29 protein-coding genes and 1 tRNA gene are annotated in these 26211 nt (G+C 60.2%); 12 read left to right on the top strand and 18 right to left on the bottom strand.

The window, feature by feature from the left end:
* Positions 1-123 precede the first annotated feature (123 nt).
* The 3 genes from BN5935_RS07885 to BN5935_RS07875 are packed head-to-tail and all read left to right on the top strand — an operon-like array spanning position 124 to position 3594.
* Positions 124-828: a succinate dehydrogenase cytochrome b subunit gene (locus tag BN5935_RS07885; protein ID WP_082944061.1), complete on the top strand. Its 705-nt coding sequence runs from the start codon at positions 124-126 to the stop codon at positions 826-828.
* 37 nt (positions 829-865) lie between these two features.
* Positions 866-2812 carry a fumarate reductase/succinate dehydrogenase flavoprotein subunit gene (locus tag BN5935_RS07880; protein ID WP_064975618.1) on the top strand — a complete coding sequence of 649 codons (1947 nt, stop codon included), beginning with the start codon at positions 866-868 and terminating at the stop codon, positions 2810-2812.
* A gap of 38 nt (positions 2813-2850) precedes the next feature.
* Entirely contained in the window at positions 2851-3594 is a 744-nt protein-coding gene (locus BN5935_RS07875; RefSeq protein WP_064975617.1) for a succinate dehydrogenase/fumarate reductase iron-sulfur subunit, read from the top strand.
* A 204-nt stretch (positions 3595-3798) separates the two neighbouring features.
* On the opposite strand, the gene BN5935_RS07870 is transcribed toward BN5935_RS07875, so the two are convergent.
* The 4 genes from BN5935_RS07870 to BN5935_RS07855 are packed head-to-tail and all read right to left on the bottom strand — an operon-like array spanning position 3799 to position 6061.
* On the bottom strand, positions 3799-4287 hold the full coding sequence (locus BN5935_RS07870) for a DUF4252 domain-containing protein (RefSeq protein WP_064975616.1): 489 nt from the start codon (positions 4285-4287) through the stop codon (positions 3799-3801).
* 12 nt (positions 4288-4299) lie between these two features.
* Positions 4300-5133, bottom strand: coding sequence for an outer membrane beta-barrel protein (locus BN5935_RS07865; protein ID WP_064975615.1), 834 nt, complete (start codon positions 5131-5133; stop codon positions 4300-4302).
* Between the two features lie 12 nt (positions 5134-5145).
* A complete protein-coding gene (locus BN5935_RS07860; protein WP_064975614.1) occupies positions 5146-5568 on the bottom strand; it encodes a hypothetical protein in 423 nt (140 codons plus the stop codon).
* Positions 5543-6061 (bottom strand): RNA polymerase sigma factor, encoded by a 519-nt coding sequence (locus tag BN5935_RS07855; RefSeq protein WP_064975613.1) that lies wholly within the window; start codon positions 6059-6061, stop codon positions 5543-5545. The genes BN5935_RS07860 and BN5935_RS07855 overlap by 26 nt, the downstream gene beginning before the upstream one ends.
* A gap of 219 nt (positions 6062-6280) precedes the next feature.
* Between BN5935_RS07855 and BN5935_RS07850 the strand changes: the two genes are divergently transcribed.
* From BN5935_RS07850 to BN5935_RS07820, 7 genes are all read left to right on the top strand, one after another.
* Positions 6281-6814 carry a PspC domain-containing protein gene (locus BN5935_RS07850; protein ID WP_064975612.1) on the top strand — a complete coding sequence of 178 codons (534 nt, stop codon included), beginning with the start codon at positions 6281-6283 and terminating at the stop codon, positions 6812-6814.
* Positions 6815-6825: 11 nt separating this feature from the next.
* A complete protein-coding gene (locus BN5935_RS07845) occupies positions 6826-7035 on the top strand; it encodes a PspC domain-containing protein (protein WP_064975611.1) in 210 nt (69 codons plus the stop codon).
* A gap of 4 nt (positions 7036-7039) precedes the next feature.
* Complete coding sequence (locus BN5935_RS07840) at positions 7040-7369, top strand: PadR family transcriptional regulator (protein WP_019149489.1); 330 nt, start codon at positions 7040-7042, stop codon at positions 7367-7369.
* 29 nt (positions 7370-7398) lie between these two features.
* Positions 7399-8196, top strand: coding sequence for a head GIN domain-containing protein (locus BN5935_RS07835; RefSeq protein ID WP_064975610.1), 798 nt, complete (start codon positions 7399-7401; stop codon positions 8194-8196).
* A 21-nt stretch (positions 8197-8217) separates the two neighbouring features.
* Positions 8218-9540: a PspC domain-containing protein gene (locus BN5935_RS07830; RefSeq protein ID WP_064975609.1), complete on the top strand. Its 1323-nt coding sequence runs from the start codon at positions 8218-8220 to the stop codon at positions 9538-9540.
* 220 nt (positions 9541-9760) lie between these two features.
* Positions 9761-10741 (top strand): 6-phosphofructokinase, encoded by a 981-nt coding sequence (gene pfkA, locus BN5935_RS07825; protein ID WP_064975608.1) that lies wholly within the window; start codon positions 9761-9763, stop codon positions 10739-10741.
* A gap of 28 nt (positions 10742-10769) precedes the next feature.
* Positions 10770-11771: an adenosine kinase gene (locus BN5935_RS07820; protein ID WP_064975607.1), complete on the top strand. Its 1002-nt coding sequence runs from the start codon at positions 10770-10772 to the stop codon at positions 11769-11771.
* 32 nt (positions 11772-11803) lie between these two features.
* Here BN5935_RS07820 and BN5935_RS07815 read toward each other — a convergent pair whose 3' ends face one another.
* A complete protein-coding gene (locus BN5935_RS07815) occupies positions 11804-12700 on the bottom strand; it encodes a glycosyltransferase family 2 protein (protein ID WP_064975606.1) in 897 nt (298 codons plus the stop codon).
* A 65-nt stretch (positions 12701-12765) separates the two neighbouring features.
* Between BN5935_RS07815 and BN5935_RS07810 the strand changes: the two genes are divergently transcribed.
* Positions 12766-14790, top strand: coding sequence for a protein-disulfide reductase DsbD family protein (locus BN5935_RS07810; protein ID WP_064975605.1), 2025 nt, complete (start codon positions 12766-12768; stop codon positions 14788-14790).
* A 73-nt stretch (positions 14791-14863) separates the two neighbouring features.
* Here the strand turns inward: BN5935_RS07810 and BN5935_RS07805 are convergent, their stop codons facing one another.
* The gene (locus tag BN5935_RS07805) at positions 14864-15766 is read right to left on the bottom strand and encodes a PLP-dependent cysteine synthase family protein (RefSeq protein ID WP_064975604.1); all 903 of its coding nucleotides are present in this window, start codon (positions 15764-15766) and stop codon (positions 14864-14866) included.
* Positions 15767-15916: 150 nt separating this feature from the next.
* Positions 15917-16081, bottom strand: coding sequence for a hypothetical protein (locus BN5935_RS15395; protein ID WP_204244897.1), 165 nt, complete (start codon positions 16079-16081; stop codon positions 15917-15919).
* Positions 16082-16301: 220 nt separating this feature from the next.
* Here BN5935_RS15395 and BN5935_RS07800 point away from each other — a divergent pair, with 220 nt between their 5' ends.
* Positions 16302-16802: a DUF2867 domain-containing protein gene (locus tag BN5935_RS07800; protein ID WP_064975603.1), complete on the top strand. Its 501-nt coding sequence runs from the start codon at positions 16302-16304 to the stop codon at positions 16800-16802.
* 123 nt (positions 16803-16925) lie between these two features.
* Here the strand turns inward: BN5935_RS07800 and BN5935_RS07795 are convergent.
* The 11 genes from BN5935_RS07795 to BN5935_RS07745 all read right to left on the bottom strand — a co-directional run bounded on the left by BN5935_RS07795 (position 16926) and on the right by BN5935_RS07745 (position 26045).
* Positions 16926-16998: transfer RNA gene (locus BN5935_RS07795), tRNA-Met, on the bottom strand.
* 129 nt (positions 16999-17127) lie between these two features.
* Positions 17128-17601, bottom strand: a complete 474-nt coding sequence (locus BN5935_RS07790; protein ID WP_064975602.1) for a hypothetical protein — start codon at positions 17599-17601, stop codon at positions 17128-17130.
* Between the two features lie 2 nt (positions 17602-17603).
* Complete coding sequence (locus BN5935_RS07785) at positions 17604-19385, bottom strand: (Fe-S)-binding protein (RefSeq protein WP_064975601.1); 1782 nt, start codon at positions 19383-19385, stop codon at positions 17604-17606.
* Positions 19386-19387: 2 nt separating this feature from the next.
* Positions 19388-19723 (bottom strand): 4Fe-4S dicluster domain-containing protein, encoded by a 336-nt coding sequence (locus BN5935_RS07780; protein ID WP_015547654.1) that lies wholly within the window; start codon positions 19721-19723, stop codon positions 19388-19390.
* 2 nt (positions 19724-19725) lie between these two features.
* A complete protein-coding gene (locus tag BN5935_RS07775) occupies positions 19726-20733 on the bottom strand; it encodes an FAD-dependent oxidoreductase (RefSeq protein WP_064975600.1) in 1008 nt (335 codons plus the stop codon).
* Positions 20733-21824 carry a heterodisulfide reductase-related iron-sulfur binding cluster gene (locus BN5935_RS07770; RefSeq protein WP_064975599.1) on the bottom strand — a complete coding sequence of 364 codons (1092 nt, stop codon included), beginning with the start codon at positions 21822-21824 and terminating at the stop codon, positions 20733-20735. Before BN5935_RS07770 ends, BN5935_RS07775 begins: the two co-directional genes overlap by 1 nt.
* Before the next feature lies 1 nt (position 21825).
* Positions 21826-22524, bottom strand: coding sequence for a 4Fe-4S dicluster domain-containing protein (locus BN5935_RS07765; protein ID WP_064975598.1), 699 nt, complete (start codon positions 22522-22524; stop codon positions 21826-21828).
* 76 nt (positions 22525-22600) lie between these two features.
* On the bottom strand, positions 22601-23080 hold the full coding sequence (locus BN5935_RS07760) for a dihydrofolate reductase (RefSeq protein ID WP_064975597.1): 480 nt from the start codon (positions 23078-23080) through the stop codon (positions 22601-22603).
* A 5-nt stretch (positions 23081-23085) separates the two neighbouring features.
* Positions 23086-23979, bottom strand: a complete 894-nt coding sequence (thyA, locus tag BN5935_RS07755) for a thymidylate synthase (RefSeq protein WP_064975596.1) — start codon at positions 23977-23979, stop codon at positions 23086-23088.
* On the bottom strand, positions 23976-24746 hold the full coding sequence (locus BN5935_RS07750) for a UDP-2,3-diacylglucosamine diphosphatase (protein ID WP_064975595.1): 771 nt from the start codon (positions 24744-24746) through the stop codon (positions 23976-23978). The genes thyA and BN5935_RS07750 overlap by 4 nt, the downstream gene beginning before the upstream one ends.
* 156 nt (positions 24747-24902) lie before the next feature.
* Positions 24903-26045: a TlpA disulfide reductase family protein gene (locus tag BN5935_RS07745; protein WP_064975594.1), complete on the bottom strand. Its 1143-nt coding sequence runs from the start codon at positions 26043-26045 to the stop codon at positions 24903-24905.
* Between the last annotated feature and the right edge of the window lie 166 nt (positions 26046-26211).

Genomic DNA, 26211 nt, shown 5'->3' with positions numbered 1-26211 from the left:
CCTTTCAGGCATAAAATTCCCGTCTGTTTCCATTGTTATTCCGCAAACAATGGCTATCTTTGCGCGTAAATCTGAACATACCGGAACACAAACTATCACAAATATAAACAAATTAAAATCATTATGAGCTGTTTTCTATCTAATTCCTCGCTCGGCAAGAAGTTAGTTATGAGTGTGACGGGAGCATTCCTCGTCCTTTTCATTCTCTTCCACATGTCGATGAACATCACGGCGATCATCTCGCCCGAGGCGTACAACATGATTTGCGCGTTCCTCGGCGCGAACTGGTATGCGCTGGCTGGTACGGCCGTACTGGCGCTGGGTGTTCTGGTCCACTTCATCTACGCCGTGATCCTCACGCTGAACAACTACAAGGCACGCGGTTCGCAGCGTTACGCCGTGACGGTTCAGGAGCCGGGCGTGGCCTGGGCTTCGAAGAACATGCTCGTACTGGGCTTCATCATTCTCGGCGGCCTGCTGATCCACCTCATCCATTTCTGGTCGAAAATGCAGCTCGTGGAGATTCTGGGCGGACACGAATCGATGGTCGGCGGCCAGATGATCGCCGCAACCGACGGGGCTGCGCTGATCGCCTACACCTTCTCGAAATGGTACAACGTGGTGATCTACCTCGTGTGGTTCTTCGCCCTGTGGTTCCACCTCACACACGGCGTATGGTCGATGTTCCAAACCGTGGGATGGGCCAACGACACATGGTATCCCCGCCTGAAGTGCATCGCCAACATCGTGGCCACGATCATATTCCTCGGCTTCGCCGCAGTGGTACTTGTCTACTTCTTCTGCCCCTGCATCACAGGCGTATGCTAATCATCCCTTTTAGAGAACAATAAACACACAAACGAATATGGCTTTCAAATTAGATGCTAAGATTCCTGCCGGGGCTCTCGCCGAGAAGTGGAGCAACCACAAGACGGCCATCAAGGTCGTAAGTCCCGCCAACAAGCGCAAACTCGACATCATCATCATCGGTACGGGTCTGGGAGGCGCCTCCGCAGCCGCTTCGCTCGGCGAACTGGGCTACAACGTCAAGGTGTTCTGCATCCAGGATTCGCCCCGCCGCGCCCACTCGATCGCAGCGCAGGGCGGTATCAACGCCGCCAAGAACTACCAGAACGACAACGACTCGGTATACCGCCTCTTCTACGACACGATCAAGGGCGGCGACTACCGCGCCCGTGAGGCCAACGTCTACCGTCTGGCCGAGGTTTCGAACCTCATCATCGACCAGTGCGTCGGTCAGGGCGTTCCCTTCGCCCGCGAATACGGCGGCCTGCTGGCCAACCGTTCGTTCGGCGGCGCACAGGTGTCGCGTACGTTCTATGCCCGCGGCCAGACGGGACAGCAGCTCCTGCTGGGCGCCTATGCAGCCCTCAACAAGGAGATCGCAGCCGGTTCGGTGAAGAGCTACCCGCGTCACGAGATGCTGGACATCGTCATCGAGGACGGCGAGGCAAAGGGCATCATCGCCCGCAACCTCGTCACGGGCGAGATCGAGCGCCACGGCGCTCACGCCGTCGTGATCGCCACGGGCGGCTACGGCAACGTCTTCTTCCTCTCGACCAACGCCATGGCGTCGAACGGCTCGGCCGCATTCCAGTGCTACCGCAAGGGCGCCGGCTTCGCCAACCCCTGCTTCACGCAGATCCACCCCACCTGCATCCCCGTGCACGGCGACCAGCAGTCGAAACTGACGCTGATGTCCGAGTCGCTGCGTAACGACGGCCGCATCTGGGTTCCCAAGAAACTCGAGGACGTGAAGGCCATCCGCGCCGGCAAACTCAAGCCCTCGCAGATCGCCGAGGAGGACCGCGACTACTATCTCGAGCGCCGCTACCCGGCCTTCGGTAACCTCGTGCCGCGCGACGTGGCTTCGCGCGCCGCCAAGGAGCGCTGCGACGCAGGCTTCGGCGTGAACGAGACCGGTCTGGCCGTATACCTCGACTTCAAGACCGCCATTGCGCGTCTGGGCAAGGATATCATCAAACAGCGTTACGGCAACCTCTTCGACATGTACGAGGAGATCACCGACGTAAGTCCCTACGAGGAGCCGATGCAGATTTTCCCCGCCGTGCACTACACGATGGGCGGTATCTGGGTCGACTACAACCTGATGACCACCATCCCGGGCCTCTACGCCATCGGCGAGGCCAACTTCTCGGACCACGGCGCCAACCGTCTGGGCGCTTCGGCGCTGATGCAGGGTCTGGCGGACGGTTACTTCGTACTGCCCTACACCATCGGCGACTACCTTTCGCACAAGATTCAGGCTCCGAAGGTGAAGACCGACACCAAGGCTTTCGACGAAGCCGAGAAGGGCGTGAAGGAGAAGATCGCCAAACTGCTCTCGATCAACGGCAAGCAGTCGGTGGACGACATCCACAAGAAGCTGGGTCACATCATGTGGGAGAACGTCGGCATGGCCCGCACGAAGGAGTCCCTCGAAAAGGCCATCGTCGAGATTCAGGCGCTCCGCAAGGAGTTCTGGAAAGACGTGAAGGTCGTAGGCCGCGAGAACGACTTCAACGTCGAGCTCGAGAAGGCGCTGCGTCTGGCCGACTTCCTCGAACTGGGCGAACTGATGGCCCGCGACGCCCTCAACCGCGAGGAGTCGTGCGGCGGCCACTTCCGCACGGAGCACCAGACCGAGGAGGGCGAAGCCAAGCGCGACGACGAACACTTCGTATATGCCGCCGTATGGGAGTACAAGGGCATGGACGAGGCTCCGGAGCTCACCAAAGAGCCCCTGAACTTCGAGTTCGTACACCCCGCACAGCGCAACTACAAAGACTAAGGCCATTTGACGTTGAACTTTAATATCGAATCGAAACCATGAATTTTACATTAAAGATATGGCGTCAAAAGGACGCTAAATCCAAAGGCGCTTTCGAGAGCTACAAGGTAACGGACATCTCGGCCGACACCTCGTTCCTCGAGATGCTCGACATCCTGAACAACAACCTTATCCACGAGGGCAAGGAGCCCGTGGCCTTCGACCACGACTGCCGCGAGGGTATCTGCGGCATGTGCTCGCTGCACATCGACGGACAGGCCCACGGTCCCAGTCAGGGCGCCACGACCTGCCAGATTTACATGCGCAAGTTCCGCGACGGCGCGACGATCACCATCGAGCCGTGGCGCTCGGCGGCGTTCCCCGTCATCAAGGACCTCGTGGTGAACCGTTCGGCTTACGACCAGATTCTGCAGGCCGGAGGCTTCATCTCGGTGCGCACGAACTCGGTGCCCGACGCCAACGCCATTCCGATCCCGCAGGCCGATGCCGAGGAGTCGATGGACGCCGCCGCCTGCGTAGGCTGCGGAGCCTGCGCCGCAACGTGCAAGAACGGTTCGGCCATGCTCTTCGTTGCCGCCCGCGTGTCGTCGCTCGCCAAGCTGCCCCAAGGCCGCGTGGAGGGTGCCCGCCGCGCCAAGGCGATGGTCGCCAAAATGGACGAACTGGGCTTCGGCAACTGCACCAACACGGGAGCTTGTCAGGCCGAGTGCCCCAAGCAGATTTCCATCGCGCATATCGCCCGCCTGAACCGTGAGTTCCTCTCGGCGAAGTTCGAGGACTAACAACCGCTGAAAGCGATAAGACCAAGGGCCGGACGCAATGTCCGGCCCTTTTTTCGTCTTGTGAGGCATCCGCATAAGAGATTGGTTACAGCGAGAATCGGGAGCGCAGAACAGGATAGTCAGCGTGAAAACCCGCAACCGACCACAAAACGGGCTTCTTAAGCCCGTGTTTTTGGGTACCTTTTGCCATCAAAAGGTACAAAACTATTTCTTCGGCCGTATCGTCGAGAGGCGCGCGACCTGCTTGAGGTCGAACCGGCCGTAGATGTTCACCACGACCGTTTCTTTCGCACCGTAGGTCAGCATCAGCAGCTCCGAATTGTCGGTGGCCGAAGCCTCGCGGATGTAGAATTTCGTGGTCTGCCCCTCCTCGGTCCCGGACATCACCAGTTGGAATTTGTAGTCCGGCGTGGCGGCCAGTTTCTCCGCATCGGCGACGAACTGCCGCCTACCCCCCGTCCCGGCATCGAGCGCCACGATGCGGATATATTCGATACCCTCAAGCAGTTGGGCCAATCCCTCGTCACCCTTCTCGGCCGCCTGACGGCTCATCATCCGCATCATTTTCCGCTCGAGCTGCACGCTGGTGAACCCCTCGGCCTTGGTATAGCGGTCGAAGAACCGCCACGAGGCGTTCTGCCCCCGGACAAGGAACGGCAGCATGACCAGCAGGATCAATATCAATCGTCTCATGGCCCTGCGGTTTTACATAAAGACACAGACGCCGAACGACACCGGATGGCAGGACGGACCCGCACTGCTCTTGAAGAGCGACGTCACGCCGTAGCGGACGTAGACGCCGAATCCGCGGTAGGAGACCGAGCCCCCGATCCCGAACTGGAAGGGATTCACCCCGGAAAGGGAGTTCTTCTCCTTCGGCTTCTTACAGATGACATTGGACCCGAGCGTGAAATCGCAGTAACCCGCGACCGCAATGCGCAGGTGCCGGACCGGGTCGAACGAGAATTGCAGCGGAATGCCCAGCGACGTGGTGCGAAGTTTCGACTTGTCAGCCTTCTCGTCCAGCTTCACGGGCACGATCAGGCCGTTCTCGCGGCCCAGCGTGATCGAATTGTCCGAGAGGCGGTAGTTGTTGACCGTATAGCGCAGGCCGGTCGAAAATTCGAACTTTCCCCGTTTGTCCAGACGCACCGCCAGCCCGACGGGCGTTACGCCGAAGTGGAACGAATTGCCGCCCCGCACATCGAGGAAATCCCCCGCTTCGGCCGGATAACCCGCATAGTCGGTGCCGGTCAGGAAGTTGAAACCCATCTCAATCCCGTCGAACAGCAGGCCGCTGACCCGCGGGCGGGGTCTCTGCGACGAGACGCGGTGCGGAGCCTGTCCGAGCGTGATGCCGAAGCCCGCCACCTCGAGGACCATGTCGTTCCCGTCGGCGGCACGCCGCATGGTGACCAGCCCCGTATCGACATCCCCGATCCGCCGGAGGGAGTCCGCCGGCCGTGAATCCCCCGTCTGCGCCGAGACGCACAGCCCCGGCAGCAGGAAAACACCCAAAAGAACAAGCAGTTTATTCATGGCATATCGTTTTTAATTGTTTCGTATCAGTTCGTCCACCATCCGTCCCGAATCCTCGAAAGCCGAGAACGATTCGAGGTAGACCGTCGTTTGCAGGGCCGCCTCTTTGTCGTACACCGCCACGCCGTCGATATAACAGTAGGGTTTGCGCAGCAGTTCCGCACAGACGAAGAGCCCCAGCACCACGGCGGCCGCCGCGGCAAAGCCCCAGAGCAGCGATATGCGCCGCGCGGGACGGGGTTTCCACTGCTCCGGAGAGCATTCCCCGGCCAGTGCGTCCAATCCGCCGAACAGCGCCTGCGCCTCGCGCAGCGAGTCCGGCACATCGGTCGCCTGCTGGAACCACTCGCGCAGTTCGCACTCCTCCGCATCGGTCGTCTGCGCCGCAAACCAGCGCTCCGCGAGCCGTTCAATCCGTTCGTGTCGTTCGTTCATCGTCCGTCATTTTTTTCACTACCTCTCGCAATCCGTTGCGGGCGCGGGAGAGGATCACGCGCACCTGCGCCTCGTCGCAGCCGACCATTCCGGCGATCTCGCGGGTCGGATAACCCTCGATATCCTTCAGGTGGAGCACCTCCCGCTGGCGTTCGGGGAGGCAGGCCAGCGCCCGCCGCACCAGTTCGCGCATCTCCCAGCGGTCAGCTTCGGCAGCCGCCGAGCACTCCGTCCACCCCGCCACCGCGTCGTCCCGGCGGCCGTCGGCCCGGTGCCGGCGCAGCAGGTCGTAACACCGGTTGCGCACGGCGGTCATCACGAAGGAATCGACCCGGCGGCACCCTTCCAACCGGCTGCGCTCACGCCACAGCCGCTCCAACAAGTCGTGCACGGCATCTTCCGCCTCGGCCGGCGAGAGCAGCAGGTTCCGGGCGTATCGGAACATGCGGTCGCGGAGCGGCAGGACAAGTGAGGTGAATTCGGATTCCTTCATTGTATCTGTAAGACGAAGCAACGGGGCAAAACGCAACAATGCAAAGTCAAAGATCGGCATTTTTTCACCGAAATATCCCCCGGTTTATATAGTAGGTGTGAAAAAAATTCAAAAAATTCAGTACTTTGTATTGCATAATACTAAAATCTGTATTATATTTGCATTATCAAAATAGTAGAAAACGCAAAACACTCAACAGCGACAACACTTTATACGACTATGAAAGAGACTGTAAACGCGAACATCGGCTCCATGGCATTCACCCTCGACACGGATGCTTACCGGGTGCTGGGCAGTTATTTCGACGACATTCGCCGCCGCCTGCCCGAAGGCGACGCCGAGACGATGAGCGACATCGAGACGCGTGTGGCGGAGATCTTCCGCGAAAAGGTCGCATCGCCCATGCGGGTCATCACGCTCGACGTGGTTCGTGCGACGATGGAGCAGATGGGCTCCCCGGCCGATTTCGGGGAACCCCGCGACGCGGCGCAGGCCGGGACGGCGGATGAAGTTCCCGGGGAGGAGCCCGGTGAACCGGCTCCCCGCAAACTCTACCGCTCGCGCACGGAGCGCTCGATCGCCGGCATTTGCGGCGGACTGGCCGCCTATTTCGGAGCCGATCCGACGATGATCCGTCTCCTGACGCTGCTGCTGATCCTCTTCGGAGGTCTTTCGATCTGGGCTTACATCATCCTCTGGATCGTCGTTCCCGAGGAGCCCGCCCGCAAATTCAACATCCACCGCAACCGATAAAAACAACGAATATGGCAACGAACGACAACAGGCGGTTATTCCGCTCGCAAGACAGCATCATCGCCGGCGTATGCGCCGGGCTGGCCGAGTATTTCGGGCTCGACACATCACTGGTACGCATCGGAACCCTGATCCTGATTCTCTTCGGAGGTCTCTCGCTCTGGATTTACATCATCCTCTGGCTGATCGTCCCGAAGGCCCCCAAAAGGTTAAACGCATAGCAACATGGCCGAAGACAACGTAAAAGCGCAGATGCGCAAAGGAATTCTGGAGTACTGCATCCTCGCCATTCTCTCGCGCGAGGACTCGTATGCTCCGAAGATCATCGCCGAGCTCAAGCAGGCGGAGATGATCGTAGTCGAGGGTACGCTCTACCCGATCCTCACCCGGCAGAAGAATGCCGGACTGCTGACCTACCGCTGGGAAGAGTCGCCGCAGGGTCCGCCCCGCAAGTACTATACGCTCACGGACAAGGGCCGCGAATACCTCGCAACGCTCGACGAGACATGGGATGAACTCGTCGGACAGATACGCCTCATCCGCCACGGAAAATAACGCAAGATTAACCCTAAAAACCATACACCATGAAAAAGATTCTGCTGATAGCCGTCCTGATCGGAGCCATGTTCTCCGTAAGCGCCTATGTCGTCTGCGTTGCGGCGCCCCTGTTCGGGAAGAGCATCAAAGGCAGCGGCAATATCGTCACCCGGACCCTCCCGGCTCCCGACTTCAACGCCGTCGACGCCTCACGCGCCGTGAAGGTCGTCATCTCGGCCGAAGCTTCGGACATCCGCATCGAGGCCGACGACAACCTGATCGATCTGGTCGTCGCCGAAACGAAGGGAAAGACCCTCATCGTGACCCTCGACCAAAAGGTGAACAACATCCAGAACGCCGACATCACGGTAACCATTCCGGCCAACGGCGGGAACATCCGTTCGCTCAAGGCCTCGAGCGCTTCGAAGATCACCAGCGACGTGACGCTCCGGGCCGACAAGTTCCTGTTCGACGCATCGAGCGCCGCCAAGATCAAAGCCGCGGTGGAGGCCGCCTCATGCTCGATCGACGCTTCGAGCGCTTCGAAAATCAGCGCGGAGGTGCAGGCCGCGGCCTGCACGGTCGACGCATCGAGCGCCTCGAAGATCGCGCTCACCGGCTCGGCCGAAAATTTCACGGCCGACCTCAGTTCGGCATCGAAACTCGACGCCGCGAAGTTCACAGCCGTCAACGCCGCCGTCAGCACGTCGAGCGCCTCCAAGGTCAGCATCGACTGCAGCGGAAAACTCACGGCCAACGCATCGAGCGGGTCGTCGATCGACTACACGGGCGACTGCCAGACCTCGCTGAGCAAATCCAGCGGCGGCAGCGTACACAAAAACTAATTCCCGAAGCACCCGACAACCATGAAAGAGGTTAAGAAATGCAGCATATCGGGCGTGGCGTTCACGATGGACACCGACGCCTACGAGGCCCTCGAAGCCTATCTCGACAGCCTGAAAAAGAGCTACAGGGAAGCGCCCGACGGCGCGGAGATTGTCGCCGACATCGAAGCCCGCATCGCCGAACTGATCCTCTCGGCGCAGGACAACACCCGCGTCGTAGAAAAGCCCCTGATCCTGAACATCATCCAGCAGATGGGCTCCGCCGAGGACATCTCCGACCAGAGTGCCGATCACGACCTGCACTGCGACACCCCGCGCATCCCGCGCCGCCTCTACCGCGACACGGAGAACGCCAAGCTGGGCGGCGTCTGCGCCGGCATCGGCAAATATTTCGACATCGACCCCGTGTGGGTGCGGCTCGGGCTGTTCCTGCCGCTGCTGCTCACCTGCTTCGGATGGCTTCCTTTCCTGCCTTGGTTCAGCCCGATGTTCGGCAACCTGTTCGGCATCTTCCTGATCTGCTACTTCATCATGTGGTTCGCCGTCCCGGCACCCCGCACGGCACGGCAGAAACTCGAAATGAACGGCGAGAAGATCACCGCGCAGTCCATCGGCGACGTCACGGCGGCTTCGGCCTGCGCCGACCCCGACGCCCGGGCCAAACCGATCATCGCCGAGGCGGTCTCGGTCTTCGGCAAAGTCGTGCTCATCCTGCTGAAGATCTTCGCCGGATTCCTCGTCTTCGGGCTCATCATGGGCGCCTGCGCCCTGATAATCGGGCTCTTCGCCCTCATCGTCGGCGGAGAGAGCCTTTTCGCCCCCGAAATTCTGGGCAACACTGTCTCGATCTGGGTCGCAAGCCTCGGCATACTGGCCGGACTGATCCCGCTGATCCTGCTGATCTATGTGCTGATGTGCCTGATCGCCTCGCGCAAACCCGGCGGCAAGACCGTTCTGGCCATCTTCCTGCTGTGGCTCGCCTCGATCATCGCCGTTTCGTGCGTGGCCATCCGCGAGAACGTGGGCGACAAGCTCCGCAAGAGGCGCGACGCCATCGAACAGGTGTTCCGGAGCGAGATCGTCATCGACGGCGACACCACGACGCTGGAGCGCCTGCTCGAAGATTACGACGACGAGAGCGTGATCGAGGAGGGGCGCAAGATTCTCCACATCGCCGTGCCCTCGAAGTCGATCGACATCACGGTCGACAAGAAACAGGGACGCCTGCGGGTCAACGCCGACGGCAAGGAGGTCTCGGTTCAGGCCGGCGGAAAAGGCGGAAAAGCCTCGGTGAGCATCACCGCCGGTGACCGGGCGGACTCCCTAACCGACGCAAAGGAATAAGCGCTGCGCAGTTTTCAAATAAAAAGTTCATTTTCGGAGGGCGGCATCCTTTTTGGGCCGCCCTTATTTTTTGAAATTTTTAAAATATTTTACTACCTTTGGGGGCGTAACGACCCTTTCAGTTGTCGGGAGGTTCTGCCGAGCCGCACACGATTCGGTTTTGAATCCATCCGACTTTTTTGTACCTTTGGGAAGTTTTGTCTTAAAAGCAAATGAGAGTATGGCCGGAATCAAAAGCATCGGCATCCTGACCTCGGGCGGTGACGCCCCGGGCATGAATGCCGCAATACGCGCGGTGACGCGCAGCGCGATTTTCAACGGATTTACCGTGAAAGGAATCATGCGCGGATACAAAGGACTTGTATTCAACGAGATCGTCGAATTCAAGTCGCAAAGCGTCAGCAACATCATCCAGTTGGGCGGCACGATCCTCAAGACGGCGCGCAGTCAGGAGTTCACGACTCCCGAAGGCCGCAAGGCCGCCTACGACAACATGGTCGCCGCGGGAATCGACGCACTGGTGGTGATCGGCGGCGACGGTTCGCTGACCGGCGCGGGCATCTTCGCCGAGGAGTTCAACGTACCGATCGTGGGTCTTCCCGGAACGATCGACAACGACCTCGGGGGAACCGATTCGACGATCGGCTACGACACGGCGCTGAACACCATCATGGAGGCGGTCGACAAACTGCGCGACACGGCGTCGAGTCACGAACGGTTGTTCTTCGTCGAGGTGATGGGCCACACGGCAGGCTATCTGGCGCTCAACAGCGCCATCGCCACGGGTTCCGAGGCCGCGATCATCCCGGAGATGGAGACCGAGGTCGACCAGTTGGCCGAACTCATCAACCACGGCTTCCGCAAGAGCAAGAACTCGGCGATCGTGATCGTCGCGGAGAACCCCAAGACGGGCGGCGCCACGGCGCTGGCCGAACGTGTGAAGAAGGAGTTTCCGCAGTACGACGCCCGTGTGACGATTCTGGGCCACATCCAACGCGGCGGTTCGCCGACGGCCGTGGACCGCATCCTCGCTTCGCGCATGGGTGAGGCGGCCATCGAGGCCATCCTCGACGGGCAGCGCAACGTGATGATCGGCACGATGAACGGCAAGATCGTCTATGTGCCTTTCGCCAAGGCCGTGAAGCACGACAAGGGCATCGACCGCGGTGCGCTGGACCTCGTAAAGATACTGTCGATATAGGAACCGAAAAATACCCGAACTCAAGCAAATGAAACGCGTCATCGGCATCGGCAACGCCCTTACGGACATGCTGGTCAACCTGAAAACCGACTCCGTGCTGGGGAGGTTCAAATTAGCCAAGGGCTCGATGAGCCTCGTGGACACCAAACTGCAGACCGAGATCTCGAAATCGGTGGCAGGGCTCCCCTATTCGCTCTCGCTCGGCGGATCGGCCGGCAACACCATCCGGGCCATGGCGCAACTGGGCAGCAGCGTCGGGTTCATCGGCAAGGTAGGTCCCGACACCACGGGCGATTTCTTCGTGCAGGCGCTGGACAACCTCGGCATCGAGCCGATCATCTTCCGCGGCAAAGAGCGTTCGGGCAAATGCGTGTCGCTGATCTCGGCGGACGGCGAGCGCACGATGGTCACCCATCTGGGCGCCGCGCTGGAGCTCTCGGCCGACGAGATCGAACCGACGATCTTCGACGGCTACGACTGCCTTTATGTCGAAGGGTATCTGGTCCAGAACCACGAACTGATCCTCAAAGCCGCCCGCACAGCCAAAGAGTGCGGACTGAAGGTCGCCATCGATCTGGCAAGTTTCAACATCGTCGCCGAGAACCTCGAATTCCTGCGCGGACTGGTGCGCGACTATGTGGACATCGTCTTCGCCAACGAGGACGAGGCCAAGACCTTCACCTGCGAAGGCGAGCCGCTGAACGCCCTGCAAGCCATTTCCGAGATGTGTGAACTGGCCGTGGTCAAGATCGGCATCAAGGGTGCGATGATCAAGCAGGGGGACGAGGTCGTACATGTGGGCATCATGGCCGCGGCCAAGCGCGTGGACACCACCGGAGCCGGGGACTTTTACGCCGCGGGCTTCCTCGCGGGACTCTGCGACGGGCTTTCGCTCCGCCAGTGCGGGACGATCGGCGCCATCACCGCCGGCAAGGTGATCGAGGTCGTGGGCACGACTTTCGGCGAGGAGGCATGGGCCGACATCCACCGGTTGGTCAGCAAAGTGAAAAACGAGAAGTATTTGTTCTAAAAAATAAAACCGCAGCTTTCGGCTGCGGTTTTTCATTTTATCTTCGTGAACAGGCCCCGGCTGATCTCGCTGCGCATGCGCAGCAGCCAGACCGACCTGCGGGGAGGCATCGTCAGGCACAGCCCGAGTGTCGCCACCCATTTGGCCAGTTCAAGGACGTAGGTCTTGGGCAGCCGGCGGTGAATCTGCGCCCGGAGCCGCTGGCTGACACCGACGTTGTAGCTCAGTTTCCGGAAATAGGTCTCGGTGAGTTTCGCGGGCGGAATGACATGCCACATCACCGCGTCCGGCACATACCAGATCGTCTCGCCGCCCGCCAGAAGTCTCTCGAAAAAGTCGTTCTCCTCACCGCCGATCAACTCGCCGTTCACGCGTCCCAACGTGGGATCGAATCCGCCGTAACCCGCCAGTCCGGCACGCCGGAAAGCCATGTTGCCGCCCCCCGGAACCCGTCCCGCAGGGAACGGACGCACGTCGGGACCGAAATCCATCGGATTGGCGATCGGCATCTCGACGTATTTCGACATCCAGCCGGGACGCCCCTTGGGATATTCGGCGACGATGCGTCCCCCGGCCACGACGGCCTCGGGATGCGTGTCGAAAAAGTCGAGATAGGCACGCAGGAACCCCGGATTCACCCGCTCATCGTCGTCGATGAAAGCCACCAGCGGCGCCTTGGCCTCCTGCAACCCCCGGTTGCGGGCATACGACACACCGGGGCCCTCCTCCGTGACGAGCCGCAGGGTGACGCCCGGATGCGCCTCGGCAAAATTTTCGAAACGCATCACAGTATTGTCCGTGGAGTTGTTGTTCACCACCACGCATTCCCACATGTGCGGCGGCAGGTTCTGACGCACGACGGATTCAAGCGCCGCGATGAGTTGTGCGGCACGGTTATGGGTGGGGATGACGAGTGACATTCGAATCATTATGCGAATGTACTCATTTTCCGCAAAAAACCCGTATATTTGTCAAAATATAACGCGTTACGACTATGTACAAACTGATTCGCAGCCTATTGCCGGTCATTGCGGCCCTCCTCGCCGCGACAGCCGGAGCGCAGAACGCCGACTGGAAAAGCACGGTGGAGCACCTCGAAGGCGACGCCTACCGGATCGTGCTCGAAACCTCGATCCCGGCACCCTACCATATGTACGACATGGGCCCCTACGAGGGCGGCCCCAATGCCACCACCATCGTCTTTACGCCCGGCGAGGGCGTGACCCTCGAGGGCGACGTCGAGCAGCTCACCCAACCCGACCGCCACTACGACAAGACCTTCGAGATGGAGATCGGCACCTTCGCCGGAAAGGCCCGGTTCGCCCAGCGGGTGAAACTCGCGGTGCCGGAATCCTCCGTCAAGGCCCAGATCGAGTGGATGCTCTGCAACGACACGAGCTGCATGCCCCCCGACGACACGGAGCTGACGATTGCCATTCCCGCGGGTTCGACGCCCGGGAGTGCGGCGGCAACCGCCCCGGCGGAGCCTGAAAAAGCCCCGGCCGCCGAGGTCGCTCCCGCGCAGAAAGACGCCGCAGGCGGCGGATCGCTGTGGGCGCTGATCATCGAAGCCATCCTATGGGGCTTTGCGGCCCTGCTGACCCCCTGCGTCTTCCCGATGGTCCCGATGACCGTCTCGTTCTTCATGAAGAGCGCCGGAAGCCCCGCATTGGGCCGCATCCGTGCCGGCATGTACGGATTCTTCATCGTAGCCCTCTACACGCTGCCCATCGCCGCCATCATCCTCATCACCCGCGTGCTGGGCGGCGACGCCGTGACGGCCGATATCTTCAACTGGCTGGCCACGCACTGGCTGCCGAACATCCTGTTCTTCCTCGTGTTCATGGTCTTCGCCGCATCGTTCTTCGGGGCGTTCGAAATCACGATGCCCTCGTGGATGGTGAACAAAACCGACTCCAAAGCCGACTCCAAGGGGCTTGCGGGCATCTTCTTCATGGCCCTGACGCTTGTGCTGGTGTCGTTCTCCTGTACGGGCCCCATCGTGGGCTCGGTGCTCATCAAATCCACCGCCGGAGAGTTCTGGACTCCGATCATCACCATGCTGGCTTTCTCGCTGGCCTTCGCACTGCCGTTCACGCTCTTCGCGTTCTTCCCCGCGATGCTCAAGAAACTGCCCAAAAGCGGCGGATGGCTCAACTCGGTAAAAGTCGTACTGGGATTCATCGAAGTCGCACTGGGCATGAAATTCCTCTCGGTAGCCGACCAGACCTACCACTGGGGGCTGCTCGACCGCGAAATCTACCTCGCCGTTTGGATCGTGGTTTTCTCGTTGCTGGGATTATATCTGCTGGGGAAAATCAAGTTCGCCCACGACAGCGACATGCCCTATCTGGGCGTGGGCCGTCTGGCGCTGGCGATCGTCACGTTCTCGTTCGTCGTCTACCTCATCCCCGGCATGTGGGGAGCCCCGCTGAAAGGTCTCTCGGGCTACCTCCCGCCTCTGCATACGCAGGACTTCGTCGTCGGACAGGGCGGCCCGGTTTCAACGACCGGCGGCGATGCGCGCATGCTGCTGACCGTCGACGGGCGGAAACCCAAGCACAGCGATTTCCTCCACCTGCCGCACAACCTCGAGGGTTTCTTCGATCTCCCGGAGGCCGAAGCCTATGCCGCGAAGGTCGGAAAACCCCTCTTCATCGACTTCACGGGCCACGGATGCGTCAACTGCCGCGAAATGGAGGCCCGCGTGTGGTCCGATCCGCAGGTGCTGGACATCCTGCGCAACGACTATGTGATCGTCGCGCTTTTCTCCGACGACAAGAAAGTGCTTCCCGAGAGCGAATGGGTCACGACCGATTCGGGGAAAGTGCTGAAAAGCCTCGGCAAGATCAACTCCTACTACGCCCTGAAAACCTTCGGGGTCAACGCCCAGCCCTACTATGTGTTGCAGGGCCGCGACGGAAAAGAGCTCGTGCCGCCGCGCGGCTACGACCTCAGCGTGCCCGGATTCGTGGAGTTCCTACGCAGCGGCGTCGAGGCCTACAGAAACCAGCAATAAAGCGCTTCGGGCGCATGAAAAAATCCCGCACCGGGCATCCGGTCGCGGGATTTTTCGGTTCGTATCGGGATTTTCAGTCCGAGAACTCGTCGAACATCGTCGTGCTCAGGTATTTCTCGGCCCGGTCGGGGAAGACCACCACGATGTTGCCGCGCTCGATCTTCTCCGCCGTGCGTGCGGCCGCCAGCATCGCCGCACCGCTGCTCATGCCGGCGAAAATCGCCTCCTTGGCGATGATCTCCCGGGCCATGGCGATCGCCTCCTCGCTCTCGATCATCTCCTGCACGTCGATCTGCGACGGGTCGTAGATGTCGGGCACGATGGCCTCCTCCATGTTCTTCAAACCCTGAATGTAGTGTCCCCGAATGGGCTGTGCGCAGACGACCTTGATGTCGGGCTTCATCACCTTCAGGAAGCGCGAAATGCCCATCAGCGTCCCCGAGGTCCCGATGGCGCAGACGAGGTAGTCGATCTTGCCGCCGGTCTGCTGCCAGATCTCCAGCGCCGTGGACTGGTAGTGCGCCAGATAGTTGCTCGCATTGGCGAACTGGTCGGGCATGAAATAGGCGTCGGGATTCTCGGCCACCTTTTTCCGCGCCAGCCGGATCGCTCCGTCGGTACCCTCGGCAGCGGGCGTCAGGATCACCTTGGCGCCGTAGGAACGGATGATCTTCCGCCGCTCGATCGACACCGCCTCGCTCATCACGATCTCCACGGGATAGCCCTTGACGATCCCCACGATGGCCAGTCCGATGCCCGTATTGCCCGACGTGGGTTCGATGATGGTCTTGCCGGGGGTCAGCCGCCCGTCCTGCTCGGCCGCCTCGATCATCTTGAGCGCGATGCGGTCCTTGATGCTGCCCGTGGGGTTGAATCCCTCGAGCTTCGCATAAATGTTGACGTTCGGATTCGGGCACAGCCGGTTAATCCGCACCATCGGGGTATTTCCGATGGTTTTCAAAATATTTTTTTTCATCGTAATTCTAACCTGAGTGAATCGCGCAAAGATAATCATTTTCCGGAAATATCGCCACACTCCCGGAGCCGACAGGCCTTTTTTGCAACCCGCCACAAACGAAAACGTCCGCACATTTCCGTGCGGACGCCCTCATACCTGTTGGAGCGGTTATTTCGGCTCCTTCGCGGTCTCGGCAAACGCCGATTTCACCTCCTGCTCCCGCCGTTGGCGCTCTTTCGCCGTGGGAGCTTCGCCCTCCTTGACCATTGCGTCGATGTTACGCTCGAATTTCTCCTCACAAGGGGTGCATGTCGTCTCTTTGTTCTCTTTCATGGCTTCGAAGAATTTTATGTATTACGGTCCGTTCCCTGCAAATTGCGCGCCGCGGTCATCTCCGGCCTATCCTGCGGAACCCCGCATCCGGCTTTTTACAAAACGAGCCCGCCACGCAGATAAAGATACAAAATAAATCGCTCCCGGATAACCCGACCACCGATTTTTCGTATCTTTACCCAAAACCGGGCAGCCCGTGGGCTGCCGCTATCCACTCGCCATGAAAATACGCCAATCGCCGCTTCCGGCACACTCGATCGTTGCGCAGTACACCGCCGATTACACCGACTGCTTCCGGGGAGAATTCCCCGGCACGGAACGCATCCCGCCGGAGAAACTCATGGCCGCGTTCTGGACGACGATGCCCGGCTGGCTGGCGTTTCTTTTCAAACTCCGCAACCTGCTGGTCAGGCCTTTCGGACTGAAGACCGAGACCAACGGCAACCGGGAAGCGCTGAAAGAGGCGCTGGAAAAAGGGGAGAGCCTCGGCATGATGACCGTCGCGGCGAAAACGGCGGACGAGATGGTCGTCAGCCTCGACGACAAGCACCTGAAAGCCTATCTGTCGGTCTATATCGAGGGCCGGAACATTTACCTCAGCACGCTGGTGCAGTACCACAACAAACTGGGAGTCGCCTATTTCACCCTGATCCGCCCGTTCCATAAAATCGTCGTCAAAAGCATGTTCCGGGCAGTGATGCGGGCACAAGGCTTCCGATAAGAAAAGAGGCCGAATCTTTCGATTCAGCCTCAAGGCAGCGGGAGAAGAATTGGCTGCGATTCTCGTCCTCCCTCGGATATTTAAATCAAAAAGGAAGCATTTGATGCTTCCTTTTTGATTTAGTAGCGGGAGAAGGACTCGAACCTTCGACCTTCGGGTTATGAGCCCGACGAGCTGCCAACTGCTCCATCCCGCGATATGTCTTTAGATATGATCTATCGCTTTTGCGTGTGCAAAGATAAGACAAAATTCCGGATTTTGCAAATATTTCTTACAGCCAAATGTCCGGACAGGCCCTATCCATCTCGCTGTCAGCCGCAAAAAATTATTTTTTATACTTCTCACACGTCATTTCCGACTGGAATTTTTCATAAACGCCTTCGGATTCAAAACCGCTGCTATTGAAAATATATTCACCTTTCGACGAAACGATACGCACCCGCTCTTCGTCGTTCTCAACAAACGTCAGTTCCGGAATCTCCAGTTCGACGTGTTCCGTCCGGTTCCCGTGCTGAACAGTCATGCGCAATTTGCCCGCTTCGATCCGTATGTCACCCTCGATTTTGGGCCCGCCGACGATCCTCCGATACCCTGCATAGGCAAATCCGACCACCAACGCCACGAGCGCCACAAATACATAGGGGCGCATCTCCGGAGAGAAAAGCCGGAACAAACCCCGCCCGGAATCGGCATACGCATAATCGAACACCAGATAGCCCGACCACGAGGCCGGGACTCCGTAAAGAATCAGATTGGCCTCCCGCTTCAGGTTGCGGCCGCCATACTTATATTGTCCCATAATCAACGGATATTAGCAGCCACAATTTCCGCCAAGTCGCGGATTTCGCCTTTCGTACCGCGGCCGATGGCCTTCTTGCAGAGCGGACACGCCGTGACGATCACGTCGGCACCCGTGGCGTCGAGCTCCGCGGCGACCGACTGCGCGATGCGGACCTGCTGGCCGTCGGAAATGGCCGTGTTGGCCACCGAGGAGCCGCAGCAGAGGGCGTTCTCGCGCGTCGAGGCGGGTTCCAGCAGTTCACCCACAGCCTCGATCACGGCGCGCGGCTCGTCGTAAATGCCGCTGCCGCGCCCCAGTTCGCAGGGGTCATGGTAAGTGAAGCGCGTAGCCCCGTGTTCCAGCGCAAGGCGGCCGGTACGGATCAGGCGCAGGATGTACTCCGAATGGTGCAGCACCTCGATACCCGACAGGCTGTAATCCTCGCGGAACACCTTGAGGCAGATCGGGCACGACGTCACAAGGGTCGTGATGCCGTGTTTGCGGAACAATTCCTCATTGTAACGCATCATCTTGTGCGCCGAGTCGGTCTCGCCGGCCAGTTTGAGCGGACGCCCGCAGCAGACGCCGCCTTCGCGGTCGGCCCACCAAACCTCCTCGCCCGCAGCGTCGAAGATCGTCGACATAGCCGACATCGTGCGCGGCGTCAGCAGGGTCATGCAGCCCGCGAAATAGCCCACCTTACCCTCGCCCGCGGAACGGTCGAGCCCCTTGAAATAGCCGTAGCGACGTTCGTCGGGGACGTTGCGCATCTTGTCGCGCGAGTTGATCCGGAGGGTATTGAGGTCGATGTTCACGGGACATTTCTCGACGCAGCGTCCGCACATCAGGCAGTTGTCGGCCGTCTGCAGGCGCAGCATGTTATAGCGGCGGTCGCGCAGGAAATAAACCGACTGCACGTCGTTGATACCCAACACGCTCTGCAACTGGCAGGGGTCGATGCAGATGCCGCAGCGCGAGCAGGCCTCGACCTGAAAATTATCGTAGGAGGACTCCTTCTCGCCCGAGCGCAGTTTGTAGTGGCGCAGGAAGATGAGGGGTATCTCCGTAAAAATGTGCATGTAACGCGAGAACGGCAGCGCCACGAAGAAGACCCCGAGGCACGACGAATAGAACCACCATGCCACGGTCTCGAGGTTCATCAGCGGCATCATGCCGATGTGCGCGGCCATCCACGCCCCGAGCCCCCCGGTGAGGAATCCCCCGCCGCCGTACAGCGCGCATGTGGCGCTTTCGGCCACCAGACGCGCCGGAAAGACGAACCACAGTGCCGACAAGGCCACACGATCGCCGAGGACGTGTTTCGTGGTGCGCCGCAGGCCCATCGCCCGGGAGTAGAAGCGCTTGCCCCAAGCCAACGCCACGCCCGAGAGGACGAACAGCAGCAGCAGGTCCATCACGAAATCGAAAGCGGGCTTGTGTTCGAGTCCCGTGCCGAAATACTTGAAAAAGACGTGACCCTGCAACGGCACATAGCGGAATCCGAGGTAGGCGACGGTCTCGATCCACCCCACGGCGATCAGCAGGAACCAGCCGAAAGCCAGCGACATGTGCATGTATCCCAGCAGGGGGTTGACCTTGAAGATACGGCGGTGGAGGAGCGACTCGCTCACCACCTCCCACGCCGCGGCAAAGGTGCGGCGCGTGGGCAGCCCGAACAGGATGCGTTTCTTGTCGGCGCGGGGCAGCAGCCAGAGCCACTTGCCCCACTTCCACGCCAAGGTGAGGAACATCACCGAGGCTCCGATGATAAACGGCAGGCAGAATGGTGCGTAGAATGTCATCGTCAGAAATCTCCCAGTTTACGTTTGATAAGCATTACCACGCCGCGCGTGTTGATGCCCCGCGGGCACACCAGCCGGCATTTGCCGCACAGCATGCACTTGTTCATCTCCTCGTAGGCGCCCTGATACTCGCCGCGGCGCACCAGCGTGTGGACCTTGCGGAAGTTGAACTCCGTGAGGTTTCCCGCCGTGCAGACCGCCGTGCAGGCCCCGCATCCGATGCAGGTCTGCAACTCGGGCATCTCGCGCAGGATCTCGTCGCTCTTGCGCAGGTTGTTGCGGTCGATGTCGATGGCCCGGGGCTTGGAGATGGTATATCCGAAATTGATCGCCGCCATGACTATGCCCCCACATATTTGGCCGCGGCGTCGGCCGCAGCGATTCCTTCGTTCAGCGATTCGCCGATGTTCTTGGGCGCCGAGATCGTTCCGGCGTAGAAAATGCCGTCGACGTTGCTTTTCACGTTACCGAGAAACATGTCGCGCGGAGCCATGAACCCGCTCGGGGCGCGGTTCAGCCCGGCCCCCGAAGCGAACGCCTCGTTGTCGTCGTTGGCCCGCATGCCCACGATCAGGATCAGCATGTCGACGCTCATGCGCAGGGGACGGCCCGTCAGCGTGTCCTCGGCCTTGATCTGCACCCGTCCGTCGATCATCGGGCTGGCCTCGGAGATACGCCCGCGCAGGAAGTGGATGTTGTATTTCTGCTGCGCCTCGCGGTACATCTCCTCGTAGCCGGGGCCGAACATACGGATGTCCATGTAGAAATTGAAGACGTCGGCTTCGGGAAAGAGCTGTTTCATCTCCATCGCCTGCTTCACGCCCGTGATGCAGCACACCTTCGAACAGTGCTGCTGGCACACCTTCTCGTCTCGTGAGCCCACGCAGTGCAGAAACGCGATGCGCTTGGGACGCGACCCGTCGGACTTCGCCACGCGGCCTTCGTTCAGCATCCGCTCGATGTCGACCGTCGTGAAGACGTTGTCATAGATGCCGTAGCCGTACTCCTCCTTGATCGAGGCGTCGAAGAGCGTGAAACCCGACGCCACCACCACCGAATCGCACGTCAGCGTCCGCCCGTCGGAGAGCGTCACCGAGTTCTTCGTGAAGCCCTGCACCTCGGTGGAGGTCAGCACCCCGATACCGCCCTCGTTGATCCTCCGGCGCAGTTCGGTCAGCACCTCCTGCGCGGGCGTGAACGACGGGAACAGCACATGCCAGCCCCGGAGCTTGCCGCCCAGTTCGGCCTCCTTCTCGATGATCGTGGGCTCGACGCCCTGCTCCGCCAAGCGCAGGGCCGTCTGCATGCCCGCAACGCCGCCGCCGATGATGATTACCTTTTTTTTCATTACTCTCTGATGTCGTAAATGGTATCCGTCGGGCAGCAGTTGACCACCGCCGACGCGGGTTTTCCGATATATTTTCCGTTGCGGCCCAAGTATTTGGCCGCGGGGTCGTACTCGACGCCCATCTTATCCAGCAGGGGTTCCACGTTGACCTGATGCATCTGCATCCCCAGCTCCCACGGGTCGTAGCCCAGCACCAGCCCGGCCATCTCCTCGTAAGTCAGCACCGGAATGCCGTGACCGTTTTGGCCGTAAGTCGTGCCCTCCATCTCGGCTATGGTGTACTGCCACTTGTCGAGGAACATCGCGCAGCCGGGGCAGTTGGCCACGATGAAATCGGGTTTGTAGGGCGCCATGCTCTCCAGCTTCTTGAGCGAATTGGCGATCGAATAGCCGCGGTTGGCCTGCACGAGGTAGTTGCGGAAACCGAAGCCGCAGCAATGGCGGCGTTCGGGATAATCCACGCACTCGCCGCCCCACGACTCGACCATGCCGGCCAGCACATAGGGGAATTCCGATCCCCCGATGCCGGATTTGGGAAATATCTTGGCGTAGTGGCAGCCGATATGCTCCACGACCTTCAGCGGTTCGCCCGTGACGGCGTTCACCAGCCGTTTCTTGGCCCGCGCAGCGATCTCCTCGCGGAAGTGAAACACGATGTCCGACGTGTGGGCCAGACTCGCGGGCTTTTTGAACTCGCGTTTGGTGGCCTTATAGAGGTTCTCACGGGCTTTCTCCTCGGTCTCGGGGAACTCGTGCCATGTGGCCAGAATCTCCGAATAGACGCCGAACGAGGTGATGCACGACGAGACGAGGTTCTCGTACCCCGCCTCGGTCATCAGCGCGAACTGCCGCGCCACGACCGTCATGATGGTCTCCAGCGGCACGATGTCCGAGTGGTAGCCGATGCCCGTGCACGAGGAGTGCAGCGGATCGTCCGTGAGGTCTTTCCCAAGGTCGTTGCGCAGCATGTCGATGAAAAACTTCTCGCTTCCGGGAAAGAAATTCTGCCGGATGCAACTGCGTGCATAGTAATAGTGGTCGTCGGCGATCTCCTTCTGGTAGTCCTGCCAACTCTTTCGCTTCATTGTCATCTTAGTAATGCTCATTACTGTTCGAGAGGAAAACATCCATCATGTACTGCTGGTCGGCGCCCTCCTCGTAGCCCAGTTCGCGGGCCTTGCGGTCGGAGTGCCGCTCGATGGTATCGAACATCTCACTGCCGCCGCTGACTTTGAAGATTTCGTTGATCTCGGCGAGCGACTCTTCGTCCAGCCGGCGCAGGGCCCCGGCGCCGTGGCGCATGTAAACGGGCGTGAACTGGCCGTAAATCTCCTTGTCGTTGTCGTAAATCCACTTCCAGACGCCGCCCTGCTCGGGGTGCAGTTCGGGTTTGACCAGCCGCGGAACGATGCAGTAACCCGTGCGGAGGATGTTCTCGCCGATGATGCGCTTCAGGGCCAACTGCTGGCGGCCCTTCTCGCTCTCGACGAAGAAGCCCAGCTTCTGCGACAGCGTGCGCAGCGCCTGAATCACATACCCCGGCGTATTGCCCCGCGGACAGCGCGGACGGCACGACATGCATTCGCCGCAGTACCAAATCGTGTCGCTTTTCAGCAGCTCCTCGATGGCGTCGTCGTCGCGCGTCTGGACGATGCAGACGATTTGCCGCGGGTCGTAGTTGTAGAACTCCGCCGCCGGGCAGACGCCCGTGCAGACGCCGCAGTTCATGCACGCATGAAGGCCCTCCTTCATCCGCACATCCTCCATGAGCATGTCGAAATATTTTCCCATACCTATATACAAAAAAACCTTTGCACTGCAAAGGTAGGGAATCCGTCCGAGCCGGGCGGTGGTATAAATGCGTAATTTACCGCCGTTCGTAGAGCTCGAAGGCGAAGGGCCAAGGATAATCCTTCCCGCAGGGGAACGATTCGGACGACACCGGCCGCCACTCGTTCTCGTCCCATGCGGGGAATTTCGTGTCGCCCTCGTAAGCACGGAAAACGCGCGTCAGGTAGAACCGCCGGGCCAGCGGCAGGGCCTCGGCATAGATCTGCGCACCGCCGATCACAAACACCTCTTCGTCCTTCGGAAACAGCATCACGGCCTCCTCCAGCGAATGCACGACCGTGCAGCCGGGGATTTCGAGCCGCTGGCGCGTGATGACGACATTGGTGCGGTTGGGCAGCGGCCGCCCGAGCGATTCGAAGGTCTTGCGGCCCATGACGACCGGATGGCCCGTCGTCACGGACTTGAAGTGCTTCAGGTCCTCGGAAATGTGCCACAGCAGGGCGTTCTTGTCGCCGATAACGCCGTTCTCGGCAACGGCAACGATAATGGAGATCATAGGTTTCAGAATGACATCGGGGCTTTGATCGCGGGCCACGGGTCGTAGCCTTCGAGCGTAAAATCTTCGTAACGGAAGTCGAAAACCGACTTCACGGCGGGGTTCAGCCGCAGACGCGGCAGCGGACGCGGTTCGCGCGCGAGCTGTTCGTCGACCTGTTCCAGATGGTTCAGGTAGAGGTGCGTATCGCCCAGCGTATGGACGAATTCGCCGGGCTCCAGACCGCACACCTGCGCCATCATCTCGGTCAGCAGGGCATAGGAGGCGATGTTGAACGGCACGCCCAGAAACGTGTCGGCGCTGCGCTGGTACAACTGGCACGAGAGCCGCCCTTCGGCCACATAGAACTGGAACAGCACATGACACGGCGGCAGGGCCATCTCTTCGACCTCGGCGACGTTCCACGCCGAAACGAGGATGCGCCGCGACTCGGGGTTGGTGCGAATCAGTTCGACAGCCTGCGCGATCTGGTCGACGAACCCACCGTCGGGCTTGGGCCACGAACGCCACTGGTAGCCGTAGACGTGGTTCAGGTCGCCGAAGCGGTAGCCCTCGATCGGCGATTCGACGCCCGCAGCCGCAAGAAAAGTCTCCCGGTCGACGGGCAGCACGCCGTGGCGCACGCACAGTTCGTTGTAATAGCGGTAAGCGTCGTTGTCCCAGATATGGACCCCGTTCTCCACGAGGTATTTGATATTGGTGTCCCCCTGCAGGAACCACAGCAGTTCGTGGATCACCCCTTTGAGAAACACTTTCTTGGTCGTCAGCAGGGGAAATCCCTCCGCCAGATCGAAGCGCATCTGGTGGCCGAAGACCCCTCGGGTCCCGGTTCCCGTGCGGTCGCCCCGCACGACGCCTTCGGCCTTGATCCGGCGCAGCAGGTCGAGGTATTGTTTCATGATTCGAGTTCTTTTAGGGTCATTTCGCCATCCGCGTCCAGCACGGCACAGGCGGGGTTCTTCTCCCAGCAGCCGAGGTTCACCACATGCAACCCGCCCTCCCGGTAGTCGCGCGGAAAGTGCATGTGCCCGAAGACGAAATGGTCGACATCGTGCGTCGCGGCGTAATGGCGGGCGTAATCGATCAGCGGCTCGGTGAGCGAGGCGTCGAAGCCGCCCCCGCGGCCCGTCCGCACGGCCTCGTCGTCGGAGGCGTTGTGCCGCTTGCGCGACTTGCCGCTCCACCAGTGGCCGAACTTCATCGCCAGATCGGGATGCACGCCCCACGAAAAGAGCCATTTCAGCGTCCGCGACCGGAACACCCGGTTGAGGAGTTTCAGCATCGGCTGTCCGTCGATGTTCATGTTGTCGCCGTGGGCGATGAAGACTTTCTTGCCGGAGAGCGTCATCACCTGCGGGGAGGTATAGATCTCCATTCCGCACTCGCGCGTGAGGTAGTCGCCGACCCACATGTCGTGGTTGCCCGTGAAAAAGACCACCCGCACGCCCCGGTCGGTCAGCTCGGCCAGCTTTCCCAGCGTCCGCACGAAGCCCTTGGGCGCCACGCGGCGGTATTCGAACCAGAAATCGAAGATGTCGCCGACCAGAAATATCGCCTCCGCATCGCGGGCCACCGTGTCGAGCCACGCCACGAAGCGTCGTTCGACCGCCCGTGCGGATTGCTCGTCACCCGCCCCCAAATGTATGTCGGATGCGAAATAATACATAACAGATTCTATTCGGTTTATTCCACTGCGGGAACGCTCTCCCGGGTTGTTCCCACGGCGTACCGCCGTGTTTACAAATCTGACCCACCCCCACACCCCCGCCTCGGCGGGGGCTTGAATGCCGCAAGCGGCAAGTCGCGTTTCCGAAAGCGGATATTACTTTGTCAATTCATCCAATTTCTCTTCGAGGCTCTTGCCATAGATGTCCCGGGCTACGATCGTACCCTCCTTGTCGATCAGGAAGTTGGCCGGGAGTTTCTGCACGTTGTAGAGCCCCAGCGCCGAGGAGCCGCGCCCGCGCAGGTCGCTCACCGAGACCCACGGCAGTTGCTGTTCCTGAACGGCGTTGATCCACAGCGGCTTCGACGTGTCGATCGCCACCTGATAGACCTCGAACCCCACGGGAGAACCTTCGTATTTCTTGTAGACCTCTTTCAGGTCGGCGTTCAGCGCATTGCTCGATCCCAGTTCCGCGGACCAGAAATCCAGCAGCACGACCTTGCCCGTGAGCGACGAGAGGCGGATTTTCTTGCCGTAGATGTCCGTCAGTTCAAGATCGGGATACCCCGCTTCGGAGATTTGCGACGTCAGGCTGATGCGCGCGTCCATGCGGGCGATCTCGGCCAGCAGCGACTGGAGGTAGGGCGAATCGGGATAGCTCTTTTCGAGGGCTTCGGCCACGGTGCGGAAGTAGACCACATCGCTGTCGCCGTTGAACAGGTAACGGTCGCCCGGAAGACGCTGATAGAGGGCGTAAACCGACGCCAGCGACGCCTTGTTCTCGATGATGAACCGCAGTTGCTCGCGGCGGATGCGGTAGTATTCGGCCGTGTACTCTCCGACCAGCGACTTGCGCTCCTCCTCCGTAAGGTCCGGCTTGGCGAACTGCACGGCGATGTTGTCCAGCCGCTGAGCCCCCGTGACGAAGGCCTGATAGAACTGGCGGAGCAACTCCGACTCGGCGGAACCCTCGACCGTATAGTTGCGCACGACGCTGCCCACCGAACCGACCGTCACGCGGTCGCCCCCGGCAATGAGCAGCGGAATCCGTTCGCCGTTGTAGATGACATTATACAGGGAGGGTGTCTTGGACACCCCTTTCAACTCGAAACGGTAGCTGCCGTCGCCGGCCAGCACGGTCGAGTCGATGAGCGCCTGCGTCAGCGGCGAAGCGTTTTCGAGATAGACATTCTTCGCATCGCTGCCGATGAAGCGGCCCGAGATCTTCACTTTCGACGACTGGCAGCCGCACATCAGGGCGGCGGCCGTGAGCGTCACGAAAAGCGTTTGCTTATTCATTTACGATCGTTTTCGCTGTTATTATTACACAAAGATAGCAAAAAACCCAATGGTTCCAAATCCGAACGACTTACGGCCCGGCAAAACCTTCCGACCCCCAAAAGTGCCGTTACGGCACCAAAGATAGCAAAAAACCGGATGTATGCAAATCCGAATTGCATACTGC

This window comes from Alistipes provencensis (assembly GCF_900083545.1).
Classification (GTDB): Bacteria; Bacteroidota; Bacteroidia; order Bacteroidales; family Rikenellaceae; genus Alistipes; species Alistipes provencensis.
The sequence above is the reverse complement of the archived record's forward strand: the minus strand, read 5'-3'. Positions and strand labels throughout refer to the sequence as shown.